The following is a 19,829-nucleotide window of genomic DNA, read 5'->3' as shown; positions in this document are numbered from 1 at the left end:
GCGACCGTACCGCCCGAGGGGCCCGATCCGGATCATCCGGATCGGGCCCCTCACCCGTCTGCCGATAGGCTCGCCCCCATGTCACGCATCGACGGCCGCACCCCCGAACAGCTCCGCCCCGTCACCATCGACCGCGGATGGAGCAAGCACGCCGAGGGCTCCGTCCTCATCTCCTTCGGCGACACCAAGGTCTTCTGCACCGCCTCCTTCACCGAGGGCGTCCCCCGCTGGCGCAAGGGGAGCGGCGAGGGCTGGGTCACCTCCGAGTACTCGATGCTGCCCCGCTCCACCAACACCCGCGGCGACCGCGAGTCCGTGCGCGGCAAGATCGGCGGCCGCACCCACGAGATCAGCCGGCTGATCGGCCGCTCGCTGCGTGCCGTCATCGACTACAAGGCCCTCGGCGAGAACACCGTCGTCCTCGACTGCGACGTCCTCCAGGCCGACGGCGGCACCCGCACCGCCGCGATCACCGGCGCCTATGTCGCCCTCGCGGACGCGATCTCCTGGGCCCGGGGCAAGAAGCTGGTCAAGGCCGGCCGGCAGCCCCTCACCGGGACCGTGGCCGCCGTCTCCGTCGGCATCGTCGACGGCGTCCCCCTCCTCGACCTCTGCTACGAGGAGGACGTGCGCGCCGAGACCGACATGAACGTCGTCTGCACCGGCGACGGGCGCTTCGTCGAGATCCAGGGCACCGCCGAGGCCGAGCCCTTCGACCGCAAGGAACTGAACGCCCTCCTCGACCTCGCGACCGGCGGCTGCGCCGACCTCGCCGCCCTCCAGCGGGCCGCCCTCGACACCACGGCCCCCACCGCCTGACCGGCGCGCCTCCGGGAGGCCGGGTCCGTGGTGGCGCCCGTCACGGCAACCACCCGGCCCCCCGGGCGCGTCCCTACCGTCAACGGGCGCCCGGGCCGAACCGCGCGCCCGTCCGTCACCGGGGAGGACCTCCATGTCTGCGCGCCGCCGCACCGCCGTCACCATCGCCGCCGTCGCCCTGCTCGTGCCCGCAGCCGTCGGCTGCAGCGCGCTCGACACGGCACTCGACTGCGTCCGGACCGCCGACGCCATCGCCACCAGCGTCGACAACCTCCAGAAGGCCGCCTCCAGCGCCACCGAGGACCCCACCCAGGCCAAGGAAGCCCTCGACGCCATCGACCGAGAGCTGGACAACCTCGGCGACACCACCGACAACGCCGACCTCAGCAAGGCCGTCGACGACCTCGGCACCGGCGTCGACAACGTCCGCAAGTCCATCGAGGCCGGCGACGCCACCCCCGACCTCACCCCCGTGACCGACGCGGCGGCCGAGATCACCAAGGTCTGCACCCCGTAGATACTGGGGGCATGACGCGCCTGATCCTCGCCACCCGCAACGCCGGGAAGATCACCGAACTGAGGGCCATCCTCGCCGACGCGGGCCTCACCCACGACCTCGTCGGCGCGGAGGCCTTCCCCGACGTCCCGGACGTCAAGGAGACCGGCGTCACCTTCGCCGAGAACGCCCTCCTCAAGGCCCACGCCCTCGCGCAGGCCACCGGACTGCCCGCCGTCGCCGACGACTCCGGCCTCTGCGTCGACGTCCTCGGCGGCGCCCCCGGCATCTTCTCCGCCCGCTGGGCCGGCCGGCACGGCGACGACCGGGCCAACCTCGACCTGCTCCTCGCCCAGCTCCTCGACATCGACGTCCCGCACCGCGGCGCCCACTTCGCCTGCGCCGCCGCCCTCGCCCTTCCCGACGGCACCGAACGCGTCGTCGAGGGCCGCCTCACCGGCACCCTGCGCCGCGCCCCGCACGGCACCAACGGCTTCGGCTACGACCCGATCCTCCAGCCGGACGGCGAGAGCCGGACCTGCGCCGAACTGAGCCCCGAGGAGAAGAACGCCATCAGCCACCGCGGCAAGGCCTTCCGCGCGCTGGTCCCGGTGGTCCGGGAACTGCTGGGCTGACCACGTCGCCGGACGCCGCACGACGACGAGGGCCCCGCGCTGCGTGCTCGCGGGGCCCTCGCTGGTGCGGCCGGGGGGACTCGAACCCCCACGGGATCTCTCCCACAGGCTCCTAAGACCTGCGCGGCTGCCAATTACGCCACGGCCGCCCCGGATCAGGCATGCGCCTCAGCCCGGCTCCGGTCAGTGTACGGCCCGCCGCCTACGACGGGGCGACCGGTTTGCGAGCTCCTCCGCGGCACCAGGTGCCGGTCACCGCGTGGCAGTCGGGGCACCGGGAAGCGGCGACTGCGGGCGGGCCGCCCTGCCCCCGGGAACCGAGGGCAGGGCCGTCGCGATCACCGCCCCGCCGGCCTCCTCCGAGGCCGCGGTCCCATGGGGCCCGGGCGGGTCAGATGCCCAGGTCCTTGATGATCTTGGCGACGTGGCCGGTGGCCTTGACGTTGTAGAGGGCGCGTTCGACCTTGCCGTCCTCGTCGACGACGACGGTGGAGCGGATCACGCCGGTCACCGTCTTGCCGTAGAGCTTCTTCTCGCCGAAGGCGCCGTACGCGGTCAGGACCTCCTTGGCGGGGTCGCCGACCAGGGTGACCTTGAGGTTCTCCTGCTCGCGGAACTTCGCCAGCTTCTCCGGCTTGTCGGGGGAGACGCCGATGACGTCGTAGCCGGCGGAGGCGAGGACCTCCAGGTTGTCGGTGAAGTCGCACGCCTGCTTGGTGCAGCCGGGGGTGAGCGCCGCCGGGTAGAAGTACACGATCACCTTGCGGCCCTTGTGGTCGGCGAGGGAGACCTCGTTGCCGTCGGCGTCGGGCAGGGTGAAGGCGGGGGCGGTGTCGCCGGGCTGGAGGCGCTCGCTCATGGTTCTCCTCGGGTCACGCGGGTGAGTACGCCGTCGAGCGTAATGGGGGTGCCGTGGGGTGCGGTGGCGCGAGTGCTGACAGACTGTCGATGCAGGACCACTCAGGCGGACGCGGAGACGGAAGGCGGCGGCGGTGTCGGATACCAGGACCCCAGCGCAGATCGAGGCGGACATCGTGCGCCGGCGCGAGCAGCTCGCCGAGATGCTCGACGAGATCGGTGTGCGGGTGCACCCGAAGACGGTGATCGGCGACGCGAAGGCCAAGGTCGCGTCGACCGTGGACGCGACGGCGGGGCGCGCGTTCGTCGCGGTGAACCGCACGATGTCGGATGTGAAGGGGAAGTTCGTCTCGGAGGACGGCGCGCCGAGGCTGGAGCGCGTGGTGCCGGTGGCGCTGGTCGCCGTCGGCCTGGTGGGACTGCTGGCGATGTCGGCGCGCCGCCGCCGGGGCTGACCCGGCCGACCCCCTGGGCGTCCGGCGGTCGCCGGGGCGGGTAATTTTGTCGCGTGAGCGCCAACAGCCATGAGCAGCGGACCCAGCACGCCACCCAGCACGACAAGCTTCCGATCCGGATGCTGCACGACCGTGTGCTGGTGCGGACCGACATCCCCGAGGGGGAGCGGCGGTCCAGCGGCGGCATCGTGATCCCGGCGACGGCGGCGGTGGGCCGGCGTCTGGCCTGGGCCGAGGTCGTCGCCGTCGGCCAGAACGTGCGGACGGTGGAGCTGGGCGACCGGGTGCTGTACGACCCGGAGGACCGGGCCGAGGTCGAGGTGCGCGGGGTGGCGTATGTGCTGATGCGGGAGCGGGATCTGCACGCGGTGGCCGCCGACCGGTTCCAGGGGTCGGAGGACTCCACCGGGCTGTATCTCTGAGGACTCCCGCCCGCGGGATGTGCGGAAGGGCCGGTGACGGTGGTCACCGGCCCTTCGCCGTGTCCGCCCCCGGCCGCTTGCTACCGTGGGGAGACCTCGACGAGACGCGCCGTACCGGGTTTCCGCAAAGACGACGCACCTGAGTACGTGTCCCCGTGTTTCGGAAGGTGCCGTCATGGCCTGGGTTCTGCTGGTGGTCGCCGGTCTGCTGGAGGTCGGCTGGTCGGTCGGGATGAAGTTCACGGACGGGTTCACCCGGCTCTGGCCCAGTGTGTTCACGGGTCTGGGGATCGTCGCGAGCATGGTGCTGCTGTCGCAGGCGGCGAAGTCCCTCCCCATCGGGACGGCCTACGGGGTGTGGGTCGGGATCGGTGCGGCGGGGGCCGCGGTCGTGGGTATGGCGGTCCTGGGCGAGCCGGTGACAGCGGCCCGGATCTTCTTCGTGTGTCTGCTGCTGGTGGCGGTCGTCGGTCTGAAGGCGACCTCCGGGCACTGAGGCCGGCCGGCTATCCGGGTGGGGTCGGCGCGGGGGCTTCCGGCGGGCTCGGTGCCGGGGGCGCGGGCGCACCGGTGGGCGGGCCGCTCGGGGCCGCCGGGGGTGTGGACGCCGGGGCGGCGGGCGCCGGAGCCGGGGCCGAGGGGGCGACAGGGACGACGGGGACGGGGGAGGGCCGTGGGCCCGCCGCCGGGCCGCCGGCCTGCTCGTCCCACGGCTGCTCCCGCCCCTCGCCGGTCTCCCCCTCCCCCTCGGCCTCGCCCTCGCCCTCGCCGGGCGGGGGCTCCTCCTCGCGGATCTCCTCGGTGACCCGCAGATCGAAGTCGCTGACCTCGCTGCCTTCGAGGACGGCCGTCGTGTAGTCGGCCCAGATCTCGGCCGGCACCCCGCCGCCGTTGATCCGGGCCGCGCCGAGGGCGCCGTACAGCGGGGTCTGCGCGCCCGTCTTGGGGTTCTGGCCCATCACGGCGACCACGGTGACGAGATCGGGGGTGTAGCCCGCGAACCAGGCGGCCCGGTCCTCCTCGGCGGTGCCGGTCTTGCCGGCGGCCGGGCGGCCGACCGCGCTCGCGGCGGCGCCGGTGCCGCCCTCCACCACATTGCGGAGCACCGCGGTCGTGGTGTCGGCGGCCTCCCGGGAGACGGCCCGCCGGGGGGTGCGGTCGGGGAGGGCCACCTCGGTCCCGTTGCGGGTCAGCGACTCCACGATGGTGTAAGGGGTGCGCTTGCCGTGGGCCGCGAGGGTCGCGTACGCCTCGGCCATGTCGACCACGCTGGCGGTGGCGGGGCCGAGGGCGATCGAGGGGGAGGCGGTGAGGTCCGGGGTGGCGGCGGGGAGGCCGAGGGCGATGGCGGTGCGGCGGACGTCGTCGGGGCCGACGTCGACGGCCATCTGCGCGTAGACGGCGTTGACGGACTCGTCGGTGGCGCGGCTGACGCTGAGCGGGCCGAAGGAGACGTCGTCCTCGTTCTCGGGGGTGTAGGCGGCGCCGGGCCAGCCCTGGACCGGGCGGGCGGACGTGCCGTCGTACACGGTGTTGGGGGTGATCGGGCGGCCGTCCTGGGTGGTGGCGGAGTTCTCGACGGCGGCGGCGAAGACGAAGGGCTTGAACGTCGAGCCCACCTGGTAGTCGCGGCGGGTGGCGTTGTTGACGTACTGGCGGGTGTAGTCGACGCCCCCGTACATGGCGACCACCTTCCCGGTGGCCGGGTCGATGGAGGCGCCGCCGACGCGGACGTTGCGGTCGGCCTCGTTGCCCTCGTCGAGCCGGGAGGTGACGCGTTCGCCGACGGCCTCGGCGAAGGCGTCCTGCATACCGGGGTCGAGGGTGGTGGTGATCCGGTAGCCGCCGGCGGCCAGGGACTTCTCGTCCACGGTTCCGGTGCGGGCGAGGTACTCCTCGACGGCCTGCACGATGTAGCCGCGCTGGCCGGAGAGCCCGGGGGAGCGGCCGGCCTGCTGCGGGGCGGGGAAGCGCATGCCCGCGCGCTCGGCGGGGGTGAGCCAGCCCTCCTTGACCATGCCGTCGAGGACGTAGTTCCAGCGGGCGAGGGCGGCGCCGCGGTTCTGCGGGTGGGTGGTGATGTCGTACTGGCTGGGGGCGTTGAGCAGGGAGGCGAGGTAGGCGCCCTCGGCGGTGTCGAGGTCGGCCGCGTCCTTGCCGTAGTAGGCGTGGGCGGCGGCCTGGATGCCGTAGGCGTTGCGGCCGAAGTAGCTGGTGTTGAGGTAGCCGCGCAGGATCTCGTCCTTGCTCTGCTCGCGGCCGAGCTTGACCGCGATGAAGAACTCCTTCACCTTGCGGGTGACGGTCTGCTCCTGGGCGAGGTAGTAGTTCTTGACGTACTGCTGGGTGATGGTCGAACCGGACTGGCGGCCCTTGCCGGTGACGGTGTTCCAGCCCGCGCGGACCATCGCCATGGGGTCGATGGCGGGCGCGGAGTAGAAGTCCCGGTCCTCGGCGGCGAGGACGGCCCGCCGGACGGTGAGCGGGACCTCGGTGAGCCGGACGTTCTCGCGGTTGACGTCCCCGTCGCGGGCGATCTGGGTGCCGTCGCGGTAGAGGTAGACATTGGTCTGGGCTGTCGCGGAGTCGTTGGCCGCCGGGATGTCGACGAGCAGATAGCCGGCGGTGAACGCGCCGGCGGTCAGGAGTACGACGAGCAGCGCCGCGCCGAGGACCATGCGCCAGGTGGGGATGACGCGGCGCCAGCCGGTGCGTCTGCGGCGGGCCTTGGCAGCCTCGGGGCCGGTGGCTCCGGCGACGGTGGCGTCCCGGGGGGTCCAGCGCTGCTGCTGTGACTCGTCACTCATGTCCCCATAGTGCACTTTTATCCGTCTTATCCCTTTGATCTGGGCGCGTCGTTCCGGGGGCGTTGATCCTGGGCGCCATCCGGGCGCGGGGGCGCGGCGGAGGCCGGAAATGCGCTCGCGGGGGACGGGCCGGCCTGGCTAGGGTCGTGCGCTTTGGTGCCGGCCGGCGGGGGCGGGTGCCCGGGCGGAGGAAGGGAGTGCGGGCTGTGGTGCGGCTCTATGCGGTCGTCGCAGCGGGTGGGTTCCGCCGCTATGCCACCTATCGGGTGGCCACGGCCGCGGGGGTGTTCACCAACACCGTCTTCGGCTTCATCGTGGCGTACACCTATATGGCCCTGTGGGGCGCCCGGCCCGGACTCGGCGGCTACGACCAGTCCCAGGCCCTCACCTATGTGTGGCTCGGCCAGGCCCTGCTGATGACCTGCGCCATGATGGGCGGCGGCTTCGAGGACGAACTCGTCGAGCGCATCCGCACCGGTGACATCGCCGTCGACCTCTACCGCCCCGCCGACCTCCAACTGTGGTGGCTCGCGGGCGACCTGGGGCGGGCCGCCTTCCATCTGCTCGGCCGGGGCATCGTGCCCCTGCTCGTCGGCGCCCTCGCCTTCGACCTGGCGCTGCCCGCCTCCCCGGCGACCTGGCTCGCCTTCCTCCTCGCCGTCGCGCTGGGGGTGGTGGTGAGCTTCGCGTTCCGCTTCCTCGTCGCCCTCTCCGCGTTCTGGCTGCTGGACGGCGCGGGGGTGCTCCAGATCTGCTGGCTCGCCACCATGTTCTTCTCCGGGATGCTGCTGCCGCTGAACGTCTTCCCCGGCGCCCTCGGCGAGGTGGCCCGCGCCCTGCCCTGGTCCTCGCTGCTCCAGGTCCCGGCGGACGTCTTCCTCGGCCGGCACACCGGCTGGGACCTGGCCGGCGCCTACGCCTTCCAGGCCGGCTGGGCCCTGGCCCTGCTCGCGGCCGGCCGGGCCCTCCAGACGGCCGCGACCCGCCGGGTGGTGGTCCAGGGTGGCTGAGACCCGCCGGGTGGTGGTCCAGGGTGGCTGAGACGGTGAGCCGGGAGCCGGCCGCGCACGGCGCACGGGCCCCGGAGGAGGAGCCCCGGGCGGTCGGCGCGCTGCGGGCGTACGGACTGATCGTCGCGATGTGGGTCCGCTCCACGATGACCTACCGGCTGTCGTTCGCCATGACCGCGCTCGGCAACCTCACCGGGACCGCCTTCGACTTCGTGACGATCCTGCTGATGTTCTCGCACGTCGACGCCCTCGGCGGCTGGTCGCTGCCCGAGATCGCCTTCCTGTACGGGACGACCAGCACCGCCTTCGGGCTGGCGGACCTGCTGCTCGGCTCCATGGAACGGCTCGGTCGGCGGGTCCGCGACGGCACCCTGGACACCCTGCTCGTCCGGCCCGCCCCGGTGCTCGCCCAGGTCGCCGCCGACCGGTTCGCGCTGCGCCGGCTGGGCCGGATCGTCCAGGGCCTGCTCGTCCTCGGCTGGTCGCTCCTCGCCCTGGACGTCGAGTGGACCCTCACCCGGGCGGCGGCGGTGCCGTTCATGGTGGTCTGCGGGACCGCGATCTACGGGGCGGTCTTCGTCCTGGGCGCCGCGTTCCAGTTCTGGGCGCAGGACGCCACCCAGGTGCAGAACTCGTTCACCTACGGCGGCAACACCCTGCTCCAGTACCCGCCGTCGATCTTCGGCAAGGACCTGGTGCGCGGGGTGACCTTCGTCGTGCCGCTCGCCTTCGTCAACTGGGTGCCGTCGATCTACGTCCTGGGCCGGGAGTACCCCGTCGGCCTCCCCGGCTGGTTCGCGCTGCTGCCGCCCGTCGTGGCCGCGCTCTGCCTGGCGCTCGCCGGGCTGGCCTGGCGCCGGGGGCTCCGCTCGTACCGCAGCACCGGCAACTGACACGATCCCGGACACGGAAGGAGAGTCCCGCACCCATGGACGGCAGCGGCGACTTCATCGAACTCGACGGCGTGGAGAAGGTCTTCGAGGTCCGCCGCCGGGCGGGCCGGTTCCGGCGCGAGCGGCACACCGTGCGCGCGGTCGACGGGATCTCCTTCACCGTGGCGCGCGGCGAGATGGTCGGCTACATCGGCCCCAACGGCGCCGGCAAGTCCACCACCATCAAGATGCTCACCGGCATCCTCACCCCCAGCGCCGGGCGGCTGCGCGTCGCCGGGGTCGACCCGACCCGTGAACGCACCCGCCTGGCCCGGCGGATCGGCGTCGTCTTCGGCCAGCGCACCACCCTGTGGTGGGACCTGCCGCTGCGCGACTCCTACCGCCTGATGCACCGCATGTACCGGATCCCGGACACGGTCTTCCGGGCCAACCTGGAGCGCTGCGTCGAACTCCTGGACCTGGCCGAGCTGCTGGAGGTCCCGGTCCGCCAGCTCTCCCTCGGGCAGCGGATGCGGGGCGACATCGCCGCCGCTCTGCTGCACGACCCCGAGGTGCTCTATCTGGACGAGCCGACGATCGGGCTGGACGTCGTCTCCAAGGCGAAGGTCCGCGGCTTCCTGCGCGACCTCAACGCCGAACGCGGCACCACCGTCCTGCTCACCACCCACGACCTGACCGACATCGAGCAACTCTGCAAGCGGGTCATGGTCATCGACCACGGCCGCCTGATGTACGACGGCGCGCTCGCCGGGCTGCACGAGGTCGGCGAGAGCGAACGGACCCTCGTGGTGGACCTGGAACGCGAGCTGCCGCCCATCGAACTCCCCGGGGCGCGCACGGTCCGCACCGAGGGCCCCCGCCAGTGGCTCGCCTTCCCCGCCGCCCGCTCCGCCGCGCCCCTCGTGGCCGCGCTTGCCGAGGCGTACCCGCTGGTCGATCTCTCCGTGCGGGAGCCGGACATCGAGGCGGTGATCGCGAAGATGTACGCGGACCGTCCGGCTGGCTAGGGTGGTCGGCATGACGAGCGAACTCCCCGAGATGAGAGCGTCCGACTCCGAACGGGAGAGGGTCGCCGAGCGACTGCGCGACGCGGTCGCCGAGGGGCGTCTGGACATGGACGAGTTCGAACAGCGCCTGGACGCCGCGTACCGGGCGCGCACACACGGTGAACTCGCGCCCCTGGTACAGGACCTGCCCGCCCCCGGGGCGGCGGCGGGGCCCGCCGTCGCCGACCCGGCCGCCGCCGCGCCCGCCCGCACCAACTGGCGCGAGCGCATCGGCGTGCCCGCGACCTCCCGGAACGCCTTCGCGTTCTGGGGCGGGTTCAGCCGGCGCGGGAGCTGGACGATCGGCCGGGGGTTCAACGCGGTCGTGCTGATGGCAGGCGGCGAACTCGACCTGCGCGAGGCCCGGTTCGAGGCCGAGGAGACGGTCATCACCTGTGTCGCCGTCATGGGCGGGGTGTCGGTGGTCGTACCGCCGGACCTGAACGTCGAGGTCACCGGCATCGGCCTGATGGGCGGCTTCGCCGAGGAGGGCACCGTCGACCGGGCCCCCGCCCCGGACGCACCGCGCGTCGTGGTCCGCGGACTCGCCGTGATGGGCGGGGTGGCGGTGGAGCGCAAGCGCACCCGCGCGGAGAAGCAGCGCCTGAAGACGGAGCGCGCGGAGCGGCTCCGGCTGGAGAAGGAGCAGGCGCGCGAGGAGAAGGAGCAGGCGCGGCTGGAGAAGCGGCTGCGCAAGGAACTGGACTGAGGCGGTCGCGCCGCCGCAGCAGCTCTGTTGTGGGGGGCGCTCTCGCGGAGAGCGCCGAGGGCCCCGGGACGGTTTTCGACCGTTCCCGGGGCCCTCGTGCGTGGTGCGGGTGGCGTGCGTGCGGCCCTCGCGTGTGCGGGCCGGGCGTCAGAGCGTCCGCAGGCTCACCGTCTCCGCCATCCGCGCGTACCCCGCGTCGCTCGGGTGCAGATGGTCACCGGAGTCGTACAGCGGGTACAGCCGCTGCGGCGCGTACGGGTCGCGCAGGGCCCGGTCGAAGTCGACGACCGCGTCGAAGATCCCGCCCGCGCGGATCGCCTTGTTGATCTCCACCCGGGCCGACTGCACGGCCGGGGTGCAGAACCGGTGCCCGCCGCACGGCAGCACCGTCGCGCCCACCACCCGCAGGCCCTCCGCCCGGGCCCGCGCGGCGAGTTCCCGGTAGCCGGCGACCACCTCGGCCGCGGGTGGCGCGTACGGCTCGCGCAGCAGGTCGTTGATGCCGATGGCGACCACGACCGTGCGCACCCCGGACCGGTCCAGCACGTCCCGCTGGAGGCGGTCGAGGGTGCTGGGCCCGCGGCCCTCGGTGAGCAGCCGGTTGCCGCTGATGCCCTGGTTGAGCACGCCGTAGCGGCCGCCGAGGCGGTCGGCCAGGACGTCCGGCCAGCGCAGGTTGGCGTCGAGGGTGGAGGAGACCCCGTCGGTGATCGAGTCGCCGACCGTGACGACCGCGCCCTGCGCCTGCGAGGTGAGCACGTCCACGGCGGTGACGTGGTGCCAGGAGGTGGTCCGCCCCGTGTACGCCTCCCCCCTCTCGTCGCCGGTCCGGTCGCCGTCGGCGACGTACGAGGTCTGGCGCGCCTGCGGGTGCATGGTCGCCGGGCCGCCGGGGGCGGGGGTGTGGACGCTGATCAGCAGATCGCCGTCGTACGGGATGCGCAGCGCGACCGGGTCGCTGACCAGGTGCCCGCCGGGGGCGATGGTCACGGTGTGTGCTCCGTCGAACACGACCGGACGGACCGTGCCGGGGACCGCCGCCGCGCCGCCCGCCCGGACGGCGAGGGAGACGGCGGAGATGTGCAGGGGCACGGTGCCGTAGAGGTTGGAGAGGGTGACGCGGGCGGCGGTACCGCCGATGCTCGTGTGCACGACGTTGCGCACGGAGCGACCGTCCCGGCCGCTGGGGGAGCCGAGCGGGGTGTCGGCCGGAGCCGGGACCACCGGGCTCGCCGCCCAGGTGCCGATCCAGACGGGAGCGGCTGCCGGAGGTGTACGCAGGGCCGGCCGGTCCTTCACGGCGCCGACCCCGAGGTAGATACCGCCACATATCGCGACAATGGCGGCCATGAGGGCTGCGAGACTCGCATACCCCTGACGCTTGTTCATGCACACATCATCCTGTACGCCCCGGGAACTCGGCGCGCCGCCCGGGAGTCCACGAGTCAGGGACAATGCGTACGGGACGTACGCGCGGACGGGTGGAGCGCATGGAACGCACAGAACCGGATGAGCCGGACGCGAGGGGGCGCCCCTCGGGCGCGGGGCGGGGCGGTGGCGCGCTGCCCGAGGGGGGTGCGCCCGAGCCGGGTGCCGAGGCCCGTGTGACCTGGGCGGTCGGGCCGGACGGGGCGGCTTCCGCGACGTCCACGACGTCCGGTGGGGGTGCCCCGGCGGGTGGCGGGGGCCCCGGTACGTCCGGCGGGGCTTCGGCGCCCGGCGGCCGGGGCGACGCTCGGGGCGGCGGCTCGGGCTCCGTCGAGCCGGGGGCCGGCCGCGGTGACGCTTCGGGCGGCGCCGGGCCGGACTCCGCGGTGGCGGGTGCGCCGCCGGAAGGCGTGGCCGGTGCCGGCCCGCTGCCGGTGGCCGACGAGGCGCGGTCGGGCGACGACGCGCGGTCGGGTGGGAGCCGGGCCGGGTCGGGGGCGGTGCCCACCGGCGCCGACGTGCCGGCCGCGCCGGACACCCCGGCGCGGGCGCTTCCGGCCGGGGCCCCGGCCGGGCGGGCGGCTCCCGGGAGCGGCGGGGTCGGGGGCGCGGCCCCCGGGCGCGGGACCGGGAAGACGGCCCCCGGGACCGGGACCGGGGGCGGCGGGCTGCCCGGGTTCGCGTACACCGCCGCCGACGAGGAGAAGCGCCGCGGCGTGCGCCGGATGAAGGCGACGGCCACCGGCCTGCTCCTCTTCGTCGCCGTCGTCTACGCCCTCGCCACCTGGGCCGAGAAGTCCGGCGCCGGCCCCTGGGCCGGATACGTCGCCGCCGCCGCCGAGGCCGGCATGGTCGGCGCGCTCGCCGACTGGTTCGCCGTCACCGCGCTGTTCCGCCACCCCCTCGGCATCCCCATCCCGCACACCGCGATCATCCCCAACAAGAAGGACCAGCTCGGCGCGTCCCTCGGCTCGTTCGTCGGCGAGAACTTCCTCTCCGAGGGCGTCGTGCGGACCCGGCTGCGCTCCCTCGGCATCAGCCGCCGCCTCGGGAGCTGGCTCGCCGACCCCGCGCACGCGGACCGCGTCACCGCCGAGCTGTCGACCGCGCTGCGCGGCGCGCTCACCGTGCTGCGGGACTCCGACGTCCAGGCGGTCGTCGGCGAGGCCATCACCCGTCGCGCCGAGGCCGCCGAGATCGCGCCCGGCGTCGGCAAGACCCTCCAGAAGGTGGTCGCCGACGGCGCCCACCACCGCGCCGTCGACCTGATCTGCGCCCGCGCCCACGACTGGCTGGTGCTGCACGCCGACTCCGTGATGGGCGCCGTCGAGGGCGGCGCCCCCGGCTGGACCCCCCGCTTCGTGGACCGCAGGGTCGGCGAGCGCGTCTACCGCGAACTGCTGCGCTTCGTCACCGAGATGCGCGACATGCCGGGCCACCCGGCGCGCGGCGCGATCGACCGCTTCCTCGCCGACTTCGCGTCCGACCTCCAGTCCGACACCGAGACCCGGGACCGCGTCGAGCGCCTCAAGTCCGAGCTGCTGTCCCGCTCCGAGGTGCAGGACGTCATCGCCTCGGCGTGGTCCTCGGTCCGCGGCATGATCATCTCGGCCGCCGAGGACGACCGCAGCGAACTCCGGCTGCGCGCACGGGCCTCGCTCCTGTCGCTGGGCGCGAAGCTCGCCTCGGACGAACGCCTCCAGACCAAGGTGGACGGCTGGGTCGAGGACGCGGCGGTGTACGTGGTGACCACCTACCGCGGCGAGATCACCTCGCTGATCTCCGACACGATCGCCGGCTGGGACGCGGAGCAGACCTCCCGCAAGATCGAGGCGAACATCGGACGGGACCTCCAGTTCATCCGGATCAACGGCACGGTGGTCGGCGCCCTGGCGGGCCTCCTGATCCACACGGTGGCGCACGCGCTGGGCGGCTGACGCCCGGGCCCTGCCGAGTCGGTGGGGCCGGCAGTGCGTCACCGCCCTGGTCGGCTCCGGGAACCGAACGCGGACGCGGGCGTTACGGGGGTGGCCTCGGCGGTCTCGGCCGCATGGGCCTCTCGGGGCGCGGGCACCGGCGCGTCCACCAGGTGCGCCCACGGCCGCTGCCGCCCGCCGCTGACCGCCGCCACGCCCCGTTCGTCGTACCGGGACGTCGCCAGCGACCACGCGAGGTTCCCCGCCATGAGGTGCCGCATGCCCTCCACATAGTGCTCGACGTGCCCGTGCACCTCCGGCCGCACCCCGCGCCGGCCCGACCGCGACCTCGGCAGGGAGCCCGGCAGGGACGCGGCGAGCGCAGTGAAGCGCGCGGCCCGCTCGTTGGCCAGGTCGGCAACGAGGTCCACGGCCTCGTCCAGCGTGCAGCCCTTCTGCTCGCGCAGCACCACCACGCTGTTGTTCACGTCCCCGGCCGCCAGTTCCTTCGGGAGCGAGACGATGTCGTTGACGAAGATGACCACCTCCGCCGTGATCTCCCGCATCTCCCGCAGCGGAGAGCCCCCGTGCAGTTCGTCCGGCAGGGCGTAACCCCCGCACCGCTCCGTGAAGTCGAGGCAGGGCTGCACCCCTATCGTGTGCCGCCGCAGCCGCAGGAACTCGTCGAGGGTGGGCAGGTGGTCCGCGTTCCGGTTGAGCGCCTCGCCCCGGTGCGCGGCCATGTACGCGAGCCAGTGGCGGCGGAAGCGCTGCTGCCAGCCGCGCGCCGCGCCCCGGGTCGCGCGCCGCCAGATGTCCCGGAAGCCGAGGACGAGCGGCGGCTCCCCGGTCGGCTCCCCGGGCGGTCCGGCGGACGGGGAGCCATCCGTGCCGCCGGCGGGCGTCATCGTCCGGCCGAGGGTGTCCACCAGCTCCTCGATCGCCTCCGGCCGGGTGCCCAGCAGGCCGTCGAACTGGTCGTCGAAGATGAAGAACCAGGCGTTGAAGTCGGCGGCGAGGTCGAGGTCGCCGCCCGTCGCGTCCGGGTAGAAGTACGCCATCAGCCGTTCCAGCCGCAGCGTGTCGTACTCCCGGGCCGCCGCGCCCCCGGTCAGCAGCCCCGTCTCCAGCAGCCACTGGAGCGTGTGCCGGCGCGCGCGTTCCGCGTGCGGGTTGAGGCGCGCGGGGAACGGGATCCGGATTCCGGCCGTGCGCCGGGTCGGGTCCGAGAGATGGCCGGAGTGCCTCACGTTGGTCATACCTGCCCCCTGAGCGGTCCGGCGTGGCTCGCAGCCCTACGAAGGCTAGGGCTCCCGCCATCCCTTGGGGAGCGCCCGGAGTGCACGAAATCGCCCCGGACGGAGTGAGTTCGGACGGCGCACGCCCCGCGATGACACCTCGTGGGGCGGGTGGGACGGAAGAGACTCCAGCGTTCACTGACGTACCGTCAATCAAGCTTCGACGCAAGCCTGTTCGGCGACAGAGTGCCCGAGTCGCCGCGTCCCGCTACCAGAACCGCCCGCCCTCCGGGACCGGTACGCCCGCACCGTGTCACGGAACGTTCCAGGGGGCGTACGCTTCGCGAGTACCGGGCGCCCCGAGGGCGCGCCACCCGCCCGGCCCGCCGAAGCCGACGCGCCCACCGACGCACGATCCAGCGACCTACTGGCTGACCGACTGACCGACTGACCGACCGCTGACGGACCGACCGATTGACGGACTGACGGACTGACGGACTGACGGACTCAGTGACTGACGACAGACTCACGGCCGAAGGAACAGATGTGGCCCACACGGGAGACCGGCCGGGGCGACCGCGCCGGCTGCTGCTGGAGCGTGACGCCGAACTCGCCGCGGTGGAAGCCCTGCTGACGGAACTGGGACCCGCGGCCACGGGAGCCGCCGCGCCCGGCACAGGTGGGCTGCTCGCCTTCGCGGGCCCCGCCGGACTCGGCAAGACCACCCTGCTCACCGAAGTACGCCGCCGGGCCGTGGCCCGCGGCTGCACGGTGCTCTTCGCCCGGGGCGGCGAGCAGGAGCAGGGCGTGGCCTTCCACGTCGTGCGCCAGCTCGTCCAGCCGGTGCTGGCGGCGACCACCGAGAAGGAGCACCGCAAGCTGCTGGGCAGCTGGTACGACATCGTGGCCCCGGCGATGGGGCTGGTGGCCGGCGCCGGCTCCGCGACCCCCGACCCGCAGGGTGTGCGCGACGGCCTCGACTGGATCGCCACCCGCTTCGCCGTCCAGCACGCGCCCCTGGTCGTGATGCTCGACGACGCGCACTGGGCCGACGCCGAGTCCCTGGCCTGGCTCACCGGCTTCGCCCCGCGCGTCACCGAGCTGCCGATGCTGCTCGTCGTCGCCTACCGCTCGGACGAACTCCCGGTCGACGCGGCCGCGTTCGCCGGGCTCGCGGAGCGCCACGGCTCGCAGCCGTTCGACCTGGTGCCCCTCACCCCGGGCGCGGTGCGCCACCTCGTCCGGGACGCGCTGGGCGAGGAGGCGGACGACGGCTTCTGCCGGGAGACCTGGGCGGTCACCGGTGGGAACCCGTTCGAGACCGTGGAACTCGCCGCGAAGGTCGCCGACCGGGGCCTGAAGCCGCAGCTCGCGCACGTCCCCGAACTGCGGGAACTCGCCTCGGCGGTCAAGGGCAGCGGCCTGGTGGAGCGGCTGGAACGCCTCGGCACGTCCACCGTGCGCTTCGCCTGGGCCGCCGCCGTGCTCGGCGCGGAGGCGACCCGCGGTCTGGCGGCGAGCGTCGGTGGTCTGGGCGAGGTCGAGTCCGCCGACGCGGTGGCGCGGCTGCGCGAGGCGCGCATCCTGGCGGATCCGGCAGCGGAGGGCACGGGTCCGGGTGGGGTGCCGCCCGGTCGGCGCGGGGGTGACGCGGATGTGGCCGCGGCGGGGGTGATCGCCGGGAACGTCGCGTCCGGGGCCGCGGGCCTCACCGGGGCCGCCGACCGGGACGGGACCGCCGGGGCCGGGGCCGGTGGCTCCGACGTCCCCGCCGCACCGGACGGCTCGCCGGGCCCAAGCGGCCCGAACCCCGGCCACCACCCTCGCCTCGCGCGGGCCGCCGACGCCCTCCCCGCCTCCCTCATGCCCGGCGGCTCCGCCGCGCCCACCGCCACACCCCTCGTCCCCGGAGCGCGCGAAGCCGCCGACGGCCCCGTCGACGACCGGCTGGAGTTCTTCCACCCGCTCGTCGCCTCCGCGGTCTACCGCGCCATACCCGCCGCCTTCCGCGTCGCCATGCACGGCCAGGCGGCGGCGGTCGTCTCCGGTGCCGGGCTCGGCGTCACCACCGTCGCCCGGCACCTGCTGGAGATGCACCCGGAGAGCGACCCGTGGGCGGTCCGCCAGCTCCGCGAAGCGGCGCGCGAGTACCTGCGGTCCGGTGCGCCCGAGGCGGCCCGGCGCTGTCTGGCCCGTGCGCTGCGCGAGCCGCCCGCCCTGGACGAGCGCGCCGACGTGCTCTTCGAACTCGGCTGCTCGGCGCTGCTGACCGAACCGGCGACCACCGTCAACCATCTGCGCGCCGCGCTCGACGAGCCCGTCCTCGACCCGGCGCTGCGTGAAGCCATCGTCTACCGCCTCGCCCAGGCCCTCGGCCACTCCGACCGGATGGCCGAGGCCGCCGAGACGGTCGCGGAGGCGGCCCGGGGCGCCACCGACGCGCGGACCCGACTGCACATGCAGGCCGAGCAGTTCATGTGGAACGCGTTCCGGGCCGACGAGCCCGACTCCCGGGCCCGTTCCCGCCGGCTGGCCCGGCTCGCCGAACACCTGACCGGACGCGGCCTCGCCGAGCGCTACATCTTCGGCCTGCGCGCCTGGGACGCCATGGTCCGCGGCGAGAGCGCCCAGATCGCGCTCGACTACGCGGAGAAGGCGCTCGGCGACGGCCTGAGCTGGACGGACGAGCAGTGGGGCTTCGAGGTGCCCGTCCTCGTCGCGCTCACCTTCATGTACTGCGACCAGCCGGGGCGCGCCGAGGACCTCTTCCAGCAGGGCATCCGCGAATGCGAGACCAAGGGCTGGCGCGGCGCGCACCTGTCCTTCGGCTACACCCTCCTCGGCTACATCCGCTACCGCCGCGGCCGTCTGGACGACGCGGAGACCCTGGTGCGCGCGGGGCTGCGGATCGCGGACCGGGTCGGGCACATGGTGCCGGCGCAGTACTTCGCCATCGGCATCCTCGTCGAGATCCTGCTCGCCCGGGGCCGCACGGCGCAGGCGCAGGAGCTGGCCGCCGCGTACAACTACGGCGACGTGGTGCCGAGCGCGGTGGTCTACCCGGACGCCGAGACCGTCCACAGCGAGCTGCTGCTCGCCCTCGGCCGGCGGCGCGAGGCCGAACAGCAGCTGGCCCGGGTGGGGCTGCGGTTGGAGGCGCGCGGGATGCGGAACCCGGCGTGGTGCCCGTGGCGGCTGCATCTGGCCCGTGCGACGGACGATCCGGAACGCGCCTTCGCGCTGGCCGAGGAGGGGCTGGAGCTGGCCCGCAGGTTCGGCACCGAGTCGGCGATCGGGCAGGCCCTGCACGCGACGGCCTCGATCAGCACGGGCGGGCGCCGGCTCGACCTGCTGGCGGAGGCGGTGGCGCACTTCGAGCGTTCCCCGGCCGGGTACGACCTGGCCTGCGCCCTGGTGGACCACGGCGTCGCCCTCCGCCGGGCCGGGCTCCGGCAGGAGGCGGGCGAGCGGCTGCACCGCGGCCTGGAGGAGGCCGTCCAGTGCGGGGCCGACGGGCTGGCGGCCCGGGCCCGCGCGGAGCTGGACGCGACCGGGCTGCTGCCGCTCCAACTGCGCACGGCGGCGACGGAGTCGCTCACCGCGCAGGAGCGGACGGTGGCGGAGTGGGCGGCCGCGGGCTGGTCCAGCGACCGGATCGCGGAGGAACTGGACGCCTCGCCGGCCGCGGTGGACCGCCTGCTCTCCGACATCTACCGCAAGGTCGGCTCCGACCGCGCGGGCCTGTCCCGCCTGCTGGGCGGCCAGGGGCCGGGGCTCATGGGCTGACGCGCGCGCCGTGGCCGGCGGCCGGGGCGCCGGGGGTGGCGCTCGCGTCGCGTGGGCGCGGGCGGGCGCGGGCGGGGCTCTGCTGCCCGGCGCGCGTCGAACAGCGCGCCGGGGGCGGGACCGTTCCCTGCCGTCCGGTCCCGCCCCGGCGCACCTTGGGACCCTGGCCGGAGACACCGGACCGGCCTCGGCCCCATGGGGAGGTACCGGTATGTACGGACGCGGGGGGCGTGGTGTTCATTCGGCCCCGAAACCCGTCCACCGCCGTCCGAGGGGTGAATTCGCTACCCCGTCCCGCCCGCCCCCACCACAATCCCGTCCATGGACATTCGCACCGCGCACCCTGCGGACCTGCCCGGCTTCCTCGCACTCGCCGCCGAGGTCGAGCACTGGTTCGGCCCGATGGTCGATGACCCCGGCTTCCACGACGCTGTCCTGCGCCACATCGCCACCGCGACGGCCCTCGCCGCAACGGCCCCCGCTGATCCGGATGCGGGACAACGCCTCCTGGGCGGGCTCCTGTTCGGCCCCGGTGGCGCGGTCCGCCGGACCCACCACGTCCACTGGCTCGTCGTCTCCGCCCGCGCCCGCGGCACCGGCGTGGGCCGCGCCCTGCTGACGGAGGCCCTGACCCGCCACGTGCGCGCCCCGGCCACGGTCGAGGTCGTCACCTTCGGCCCGGACCATCCCGGAGCCGTCACGAGCGGCGCCCGCGTCTTCTACGAACGCCTCGACTTCGCCCCCGCGGAGCCGACCACCCCGGGCCCGGAGGGCGGCTCCCGCCAGGTCTTCCGGCTGCACGTCCCGGCGTGACGACGGGATCGCCTGTCCCGGCCCTCACGCCGTAGAGTCATCTCGATCACCACCAGGGGAGGGGCCGTATGGAGAGCCGTCAGAGGGTCGGGTGCATCCGCCGAACAGCGCTGCTCACCGCGGTACTCGGGGGACTTCTTCTGTCCTGCTCCCCGGCCACCGAGCGGGCGGCCGGCAGTCCGTCCGCGAGTTCCGCTCCCACCTCACCGGCCGCGCCTGCACCGGCGGCTGCGCCCAGGGAGCCCGCCACACCTGCGGCCGACACCGTGTCCCCGACCCCGCCCCCGGAGAAGGTCCGCGACGCCTTCGCCGGCCTCCAGGCCACCCTCGACGACACCTGCACCCCGGGCGCGGGCGACTGCGCCTACTTCCTCGGCCGGGTCCACGACGAACTCCAGCGCCTGATGGTGTCCCGCCGAGTGGTGTAGCAGGGATCTCCGCATAGCCCCTGGTCATGAGGCGGCCATCGCGCAACTCTCCGAGTAGCGAAGCTCGTTG

18 protein-coding genes, 1 tRNA gene and 1 riboswitch are annotated in these 19,829 nt (G+C 74.2%); of the genes, 14 read left to right on the top strand and 5 right to left on the bottom strand.

From position 1 onward, the window contains the following. The first annotated feature begins 78 nt into the window (after positions 1-78). The 3 genes from rph to rdgB all read left to right on the top strand — a co-directional run bounded on the left by rph (position 79) and on the right by rdgB (position 1,950). Complete coding sequence (gene rph, locus ABZ457_RS07590; RefSeq protein WP_359154970.1) at positions 79-819, top strand: ribonuclease PH; 741 nt, start codon at positions 79-81, stop codon at positions 817-819. 133 nt (positions 820-952) lie between these two features. Further along, on the top strand, positions 953-1,336 hold the full coding sequence (locus ABZ457_RS07585; protein WP_359154968.1) for a hypothetical protein: 384 nt from the start codon (positions 953-955) through the stop codon (positions 1,334-1,336). An 11-nt stretch (positions 1,337-1,347) separates the two neighbouring features. After that, positions 1,348-1,950 carry an RdgB/HAM1 family non-canonical purine NTP pyrophosphatase gene (rdgB, locus tag ABZ457_RS07580; protein ID WP_359154966.1) on the top strand — a complete coding sequence of 201 codons (603 nt, stop codon included), beginning with the start codon at positions 1,348-1,350 and terminating at the stop codon, positions 1,948-1,950. A gap of 62 nt (positions 1,951-2,012) precedes the next feature. Here the strand turns inward: rdgB and ABZ457_RS07575 are convergent. Next, a tRNA-Leu gene (locus tag ABZ457_RS07575) sits at positions 2,013-2,099 on the bottom strand. Positions 2,100-2,341: 242 nt separating this feature from the next. Next, positions 2,342-2,809: a thioredoxin-dependent thiol peroxidase gene (gene bcp / locus ABZ457_RS07570; protein ID WP_359154964.1), complete on the bottom strand. Its 468-nt coding sequence runs from the start codon at positions 2,807-2,809 to the stop codon at positions 2,342-2,344. Positions 2,810-2,942: 133 nt separating this feature from the next. Here bcp and ABZ457_RS07565 point away from each other — a divergent pair, with 133 nt between their 5' ends. The 3 genes from ABZ457_RS07565 to ABZ457_RS07555 all read left to right on the top strand — a co-directional run bounded on the left by ABZ457_RS07565 (position 2,943) and on the right by ABZ457_RS07555 (position 4,181). After that, entirely contained in the window at positions 2,943-3,263 is a 321-nt protein-coding gene (locus tag ABZ457_RS07565) for a DUF3618 domain-containing protein (protein WP_359154962.1), read from the top strand. A gap of 53 nt (positions 3,264-3,316) precedes the next feature. Then, the gene (locus tag ABZ457_RS07560; RefSeq protein ID WP_018846376.1) at positions 3,317-3,685 is read left to right on the top strand and encodes a co-chaperone GroES; all 369 of its coding nucleotides are present in this window, start codon (positions 3,317-3,319) and stop codon (positions 3,683-3,685) included. Positions 3,686-3,760: 75 nt separating this feature from the next. After that, a riboswitch (guanidine-III (ykkC-III) riboswitch) is annotated at positions 3,761-3,825 on the top strand. Between the two features lie 35 nt (positions 3,826-3,860). Further along, positions 3,861-4,181, top strand: a complete 321-nt coding sequence (locus tag ABZ457_RS07555) for a multidrug efflux SMR transporter (RefSeq protein WP_359154960.1) — start codon at positions 3,861-3,863, stop codon at positions 4,179-4,181. A 10-nt stretch (positions 4,182-4,191) separates the two neighbouring features. On the opposite strand, the gene ABZ457_RS07550 is transcribed toward ABZ457_RS07555, so the two are convergent. Continuing rightward, positions 4,192-6,492, bottom strand: a complete 2,301-nt coding sequence (locus tag ABZ457_RS07550) for a transglycosylase domain-containing protein (protein ID WP_359154958.1) — start codon at positions 6,490-6,492, stop codon at positions 4,192-4,194. Positions 6,493-6,701: 209 nt separating this feature from the next. Here ABZ457_RS07550 and ABZ457_RS07545 point away from each other — a divergent pair, with 209 nt between their 5' ends. Genes ABZ457_RS07545 through ABZ457_RS07530 form a run of 4 tightly spaced genes read left to right on the top strand, consistent with a single transcriptional unit; the run spans position 6,702 to position 10,150 of the window. After that, positions 6,702-7,502 carry an ABC-2 family transporter protein gene (locus ABZ457_RS07545; protein WP_359155148.1) on the top strand — a complete coding sequence of 267 codons (801 nt, stop codon included), beginning with the start codon at positions 6,702-6,704 and terminating at the stop codon, positions 7,500-7,502. Between the two features lie 23 nt (positions 7,503-7,525). Beyond that, positions 7,526-8,395: an ABC transporter permease gene (locus tag ABZ457_RS07540; protein ID WP_359154956.1), complete on the top strand. Its 870-nt coding sequence runs from the start codon at positions 7,526-7,528 to the stop codon at positions 8,393-8,395. 35 nt (positions 8,396-8,430) lie between these two features. Then, complete coding sequence (locus ABZ457_RS07535) at positions 8,431-9,402, top strand: ATP-binding cassette domain-containing protein (protein WP_359154954.1); 972 nt, start codon at positions 8,431-8,433, stop codon at positions 9,400-9,402. Positions 9,403-9,412: 10 nt separating this feature from the next. Continuing rightward, positions 9,413-10,150, top strand: coding sequence for a DUF1707 domain-containing protein (locus ABZ457_RS07530; RefSeq protein ID WP_359154952.1), 738 nt, complete (start codon positions 9,413-9,415; stop codon positions 10,148-10,150). Between the two features lie 147 nt (positions 10,151-10,297). Here ABZ457_RS07530 and ABZ457_RS07525 read toward each other — a convergent pair whose 3' ends face one another. Beyond that, positions 10,298-11,539, bottom strand: a complete 1,242-nt coding sequence (locus ABZ457_RS07525) for an SGNH/GDSL hydrolase family protein (protein WP_359154950.1) — start codon at positions 11,537-11,539, stop codon at positions 10,298-10,300. A 707-nt stretch (positions 11,540-12,246) separates the two neighbouring features. Between ABZ457_RS07525 and ABZ457_RS07520 the strand changes: the two genes are divergently transcribed. Continuing rightward, complete coding sequence (locus ABZ457_RS07520) at positions 12,247-13,515, top strand: DUF445 domain-containing protein (protein ID WP_359155146.1); 1,269 nt, start codon at positions 12,247-12,249, stop codon at positions 13,513-13,515. 38 nt (positions 13,516-13,553) lie between these two features. Here the strand turns inward: ABZ457_RS07520 and ABZ457_RS07515 are convergent, their stop codons facing one another. Then, positions 13,554-14,753 (bottom strand): isoafricanol synthase, encoded by a 1,200-nt coding sequence (locus ABZ457_RS07515; RefSeq protein WP_359154948.1) that lies wholly within the window; start codon positions 14,751-14,753, stop codon positions 13,554-13,556. A gap of 525 nt (positions 14,754-15,278) precedes the next feature. On the opposite strand from ABZ457_RS07515, the gene ABZ457_RS07510 reads away from it, so the two are divergent. The 3 genes from ABZ457_RS07510 (at position 15,279) to ABZ457_RS07500 (ending at position 19,759) form a co-directional block, all read left to right on the top strand. Further along, positions 15,279-18,518 (top strand): AAA family ATPase, encoded by a 3,240-nt coding sequence (locus ABZ457_RS07510; RefSeq protein WP_359154946.1) that lies wholly within the window; start codon positions 15,279-15,281, stop codon positions 18,516-18,518. Positions 18,519-18,839: 321 nt separating this feature from the next. Further along, positions 18,840-19,331: a GNAT family N-acetyltransferase gene (locus ABZ457_RS07505; protein WP_359154944.1), complete on the top strand. Its 492-nt coding sequence runs from the start codon at positions 18,840-18,842 to the stop codon at positions 19,329-19,331. Between the two features lie 266 nt (positions 19,332-19,597). After that, positions 19,598-19,759: a hypothetical protein gene (locus ABZ457_RS07500; RefSeq protein WP_359154942.1), complete on the top strand. Its 162-nt coding sequence runs from the start codon at positions 19,598-19,600 to the stop codon at positions 19,757-19,759. Positions 19,760-19,829 lie beyond the last annotated feature (70 nt).

The organism is Streptomyces sp. NPDC005805, from assembly GCF_040630445.1.
In the GTDB taxonomy this organism is placed as follows: Bacteria; Actinomycetota; Actinomycetes; order Streptomycetales; family Streptomycetaceae; genus Streptomyces.
This window is presented reverse-complemented; position numbering and strand designations above follow the sequence as displayed.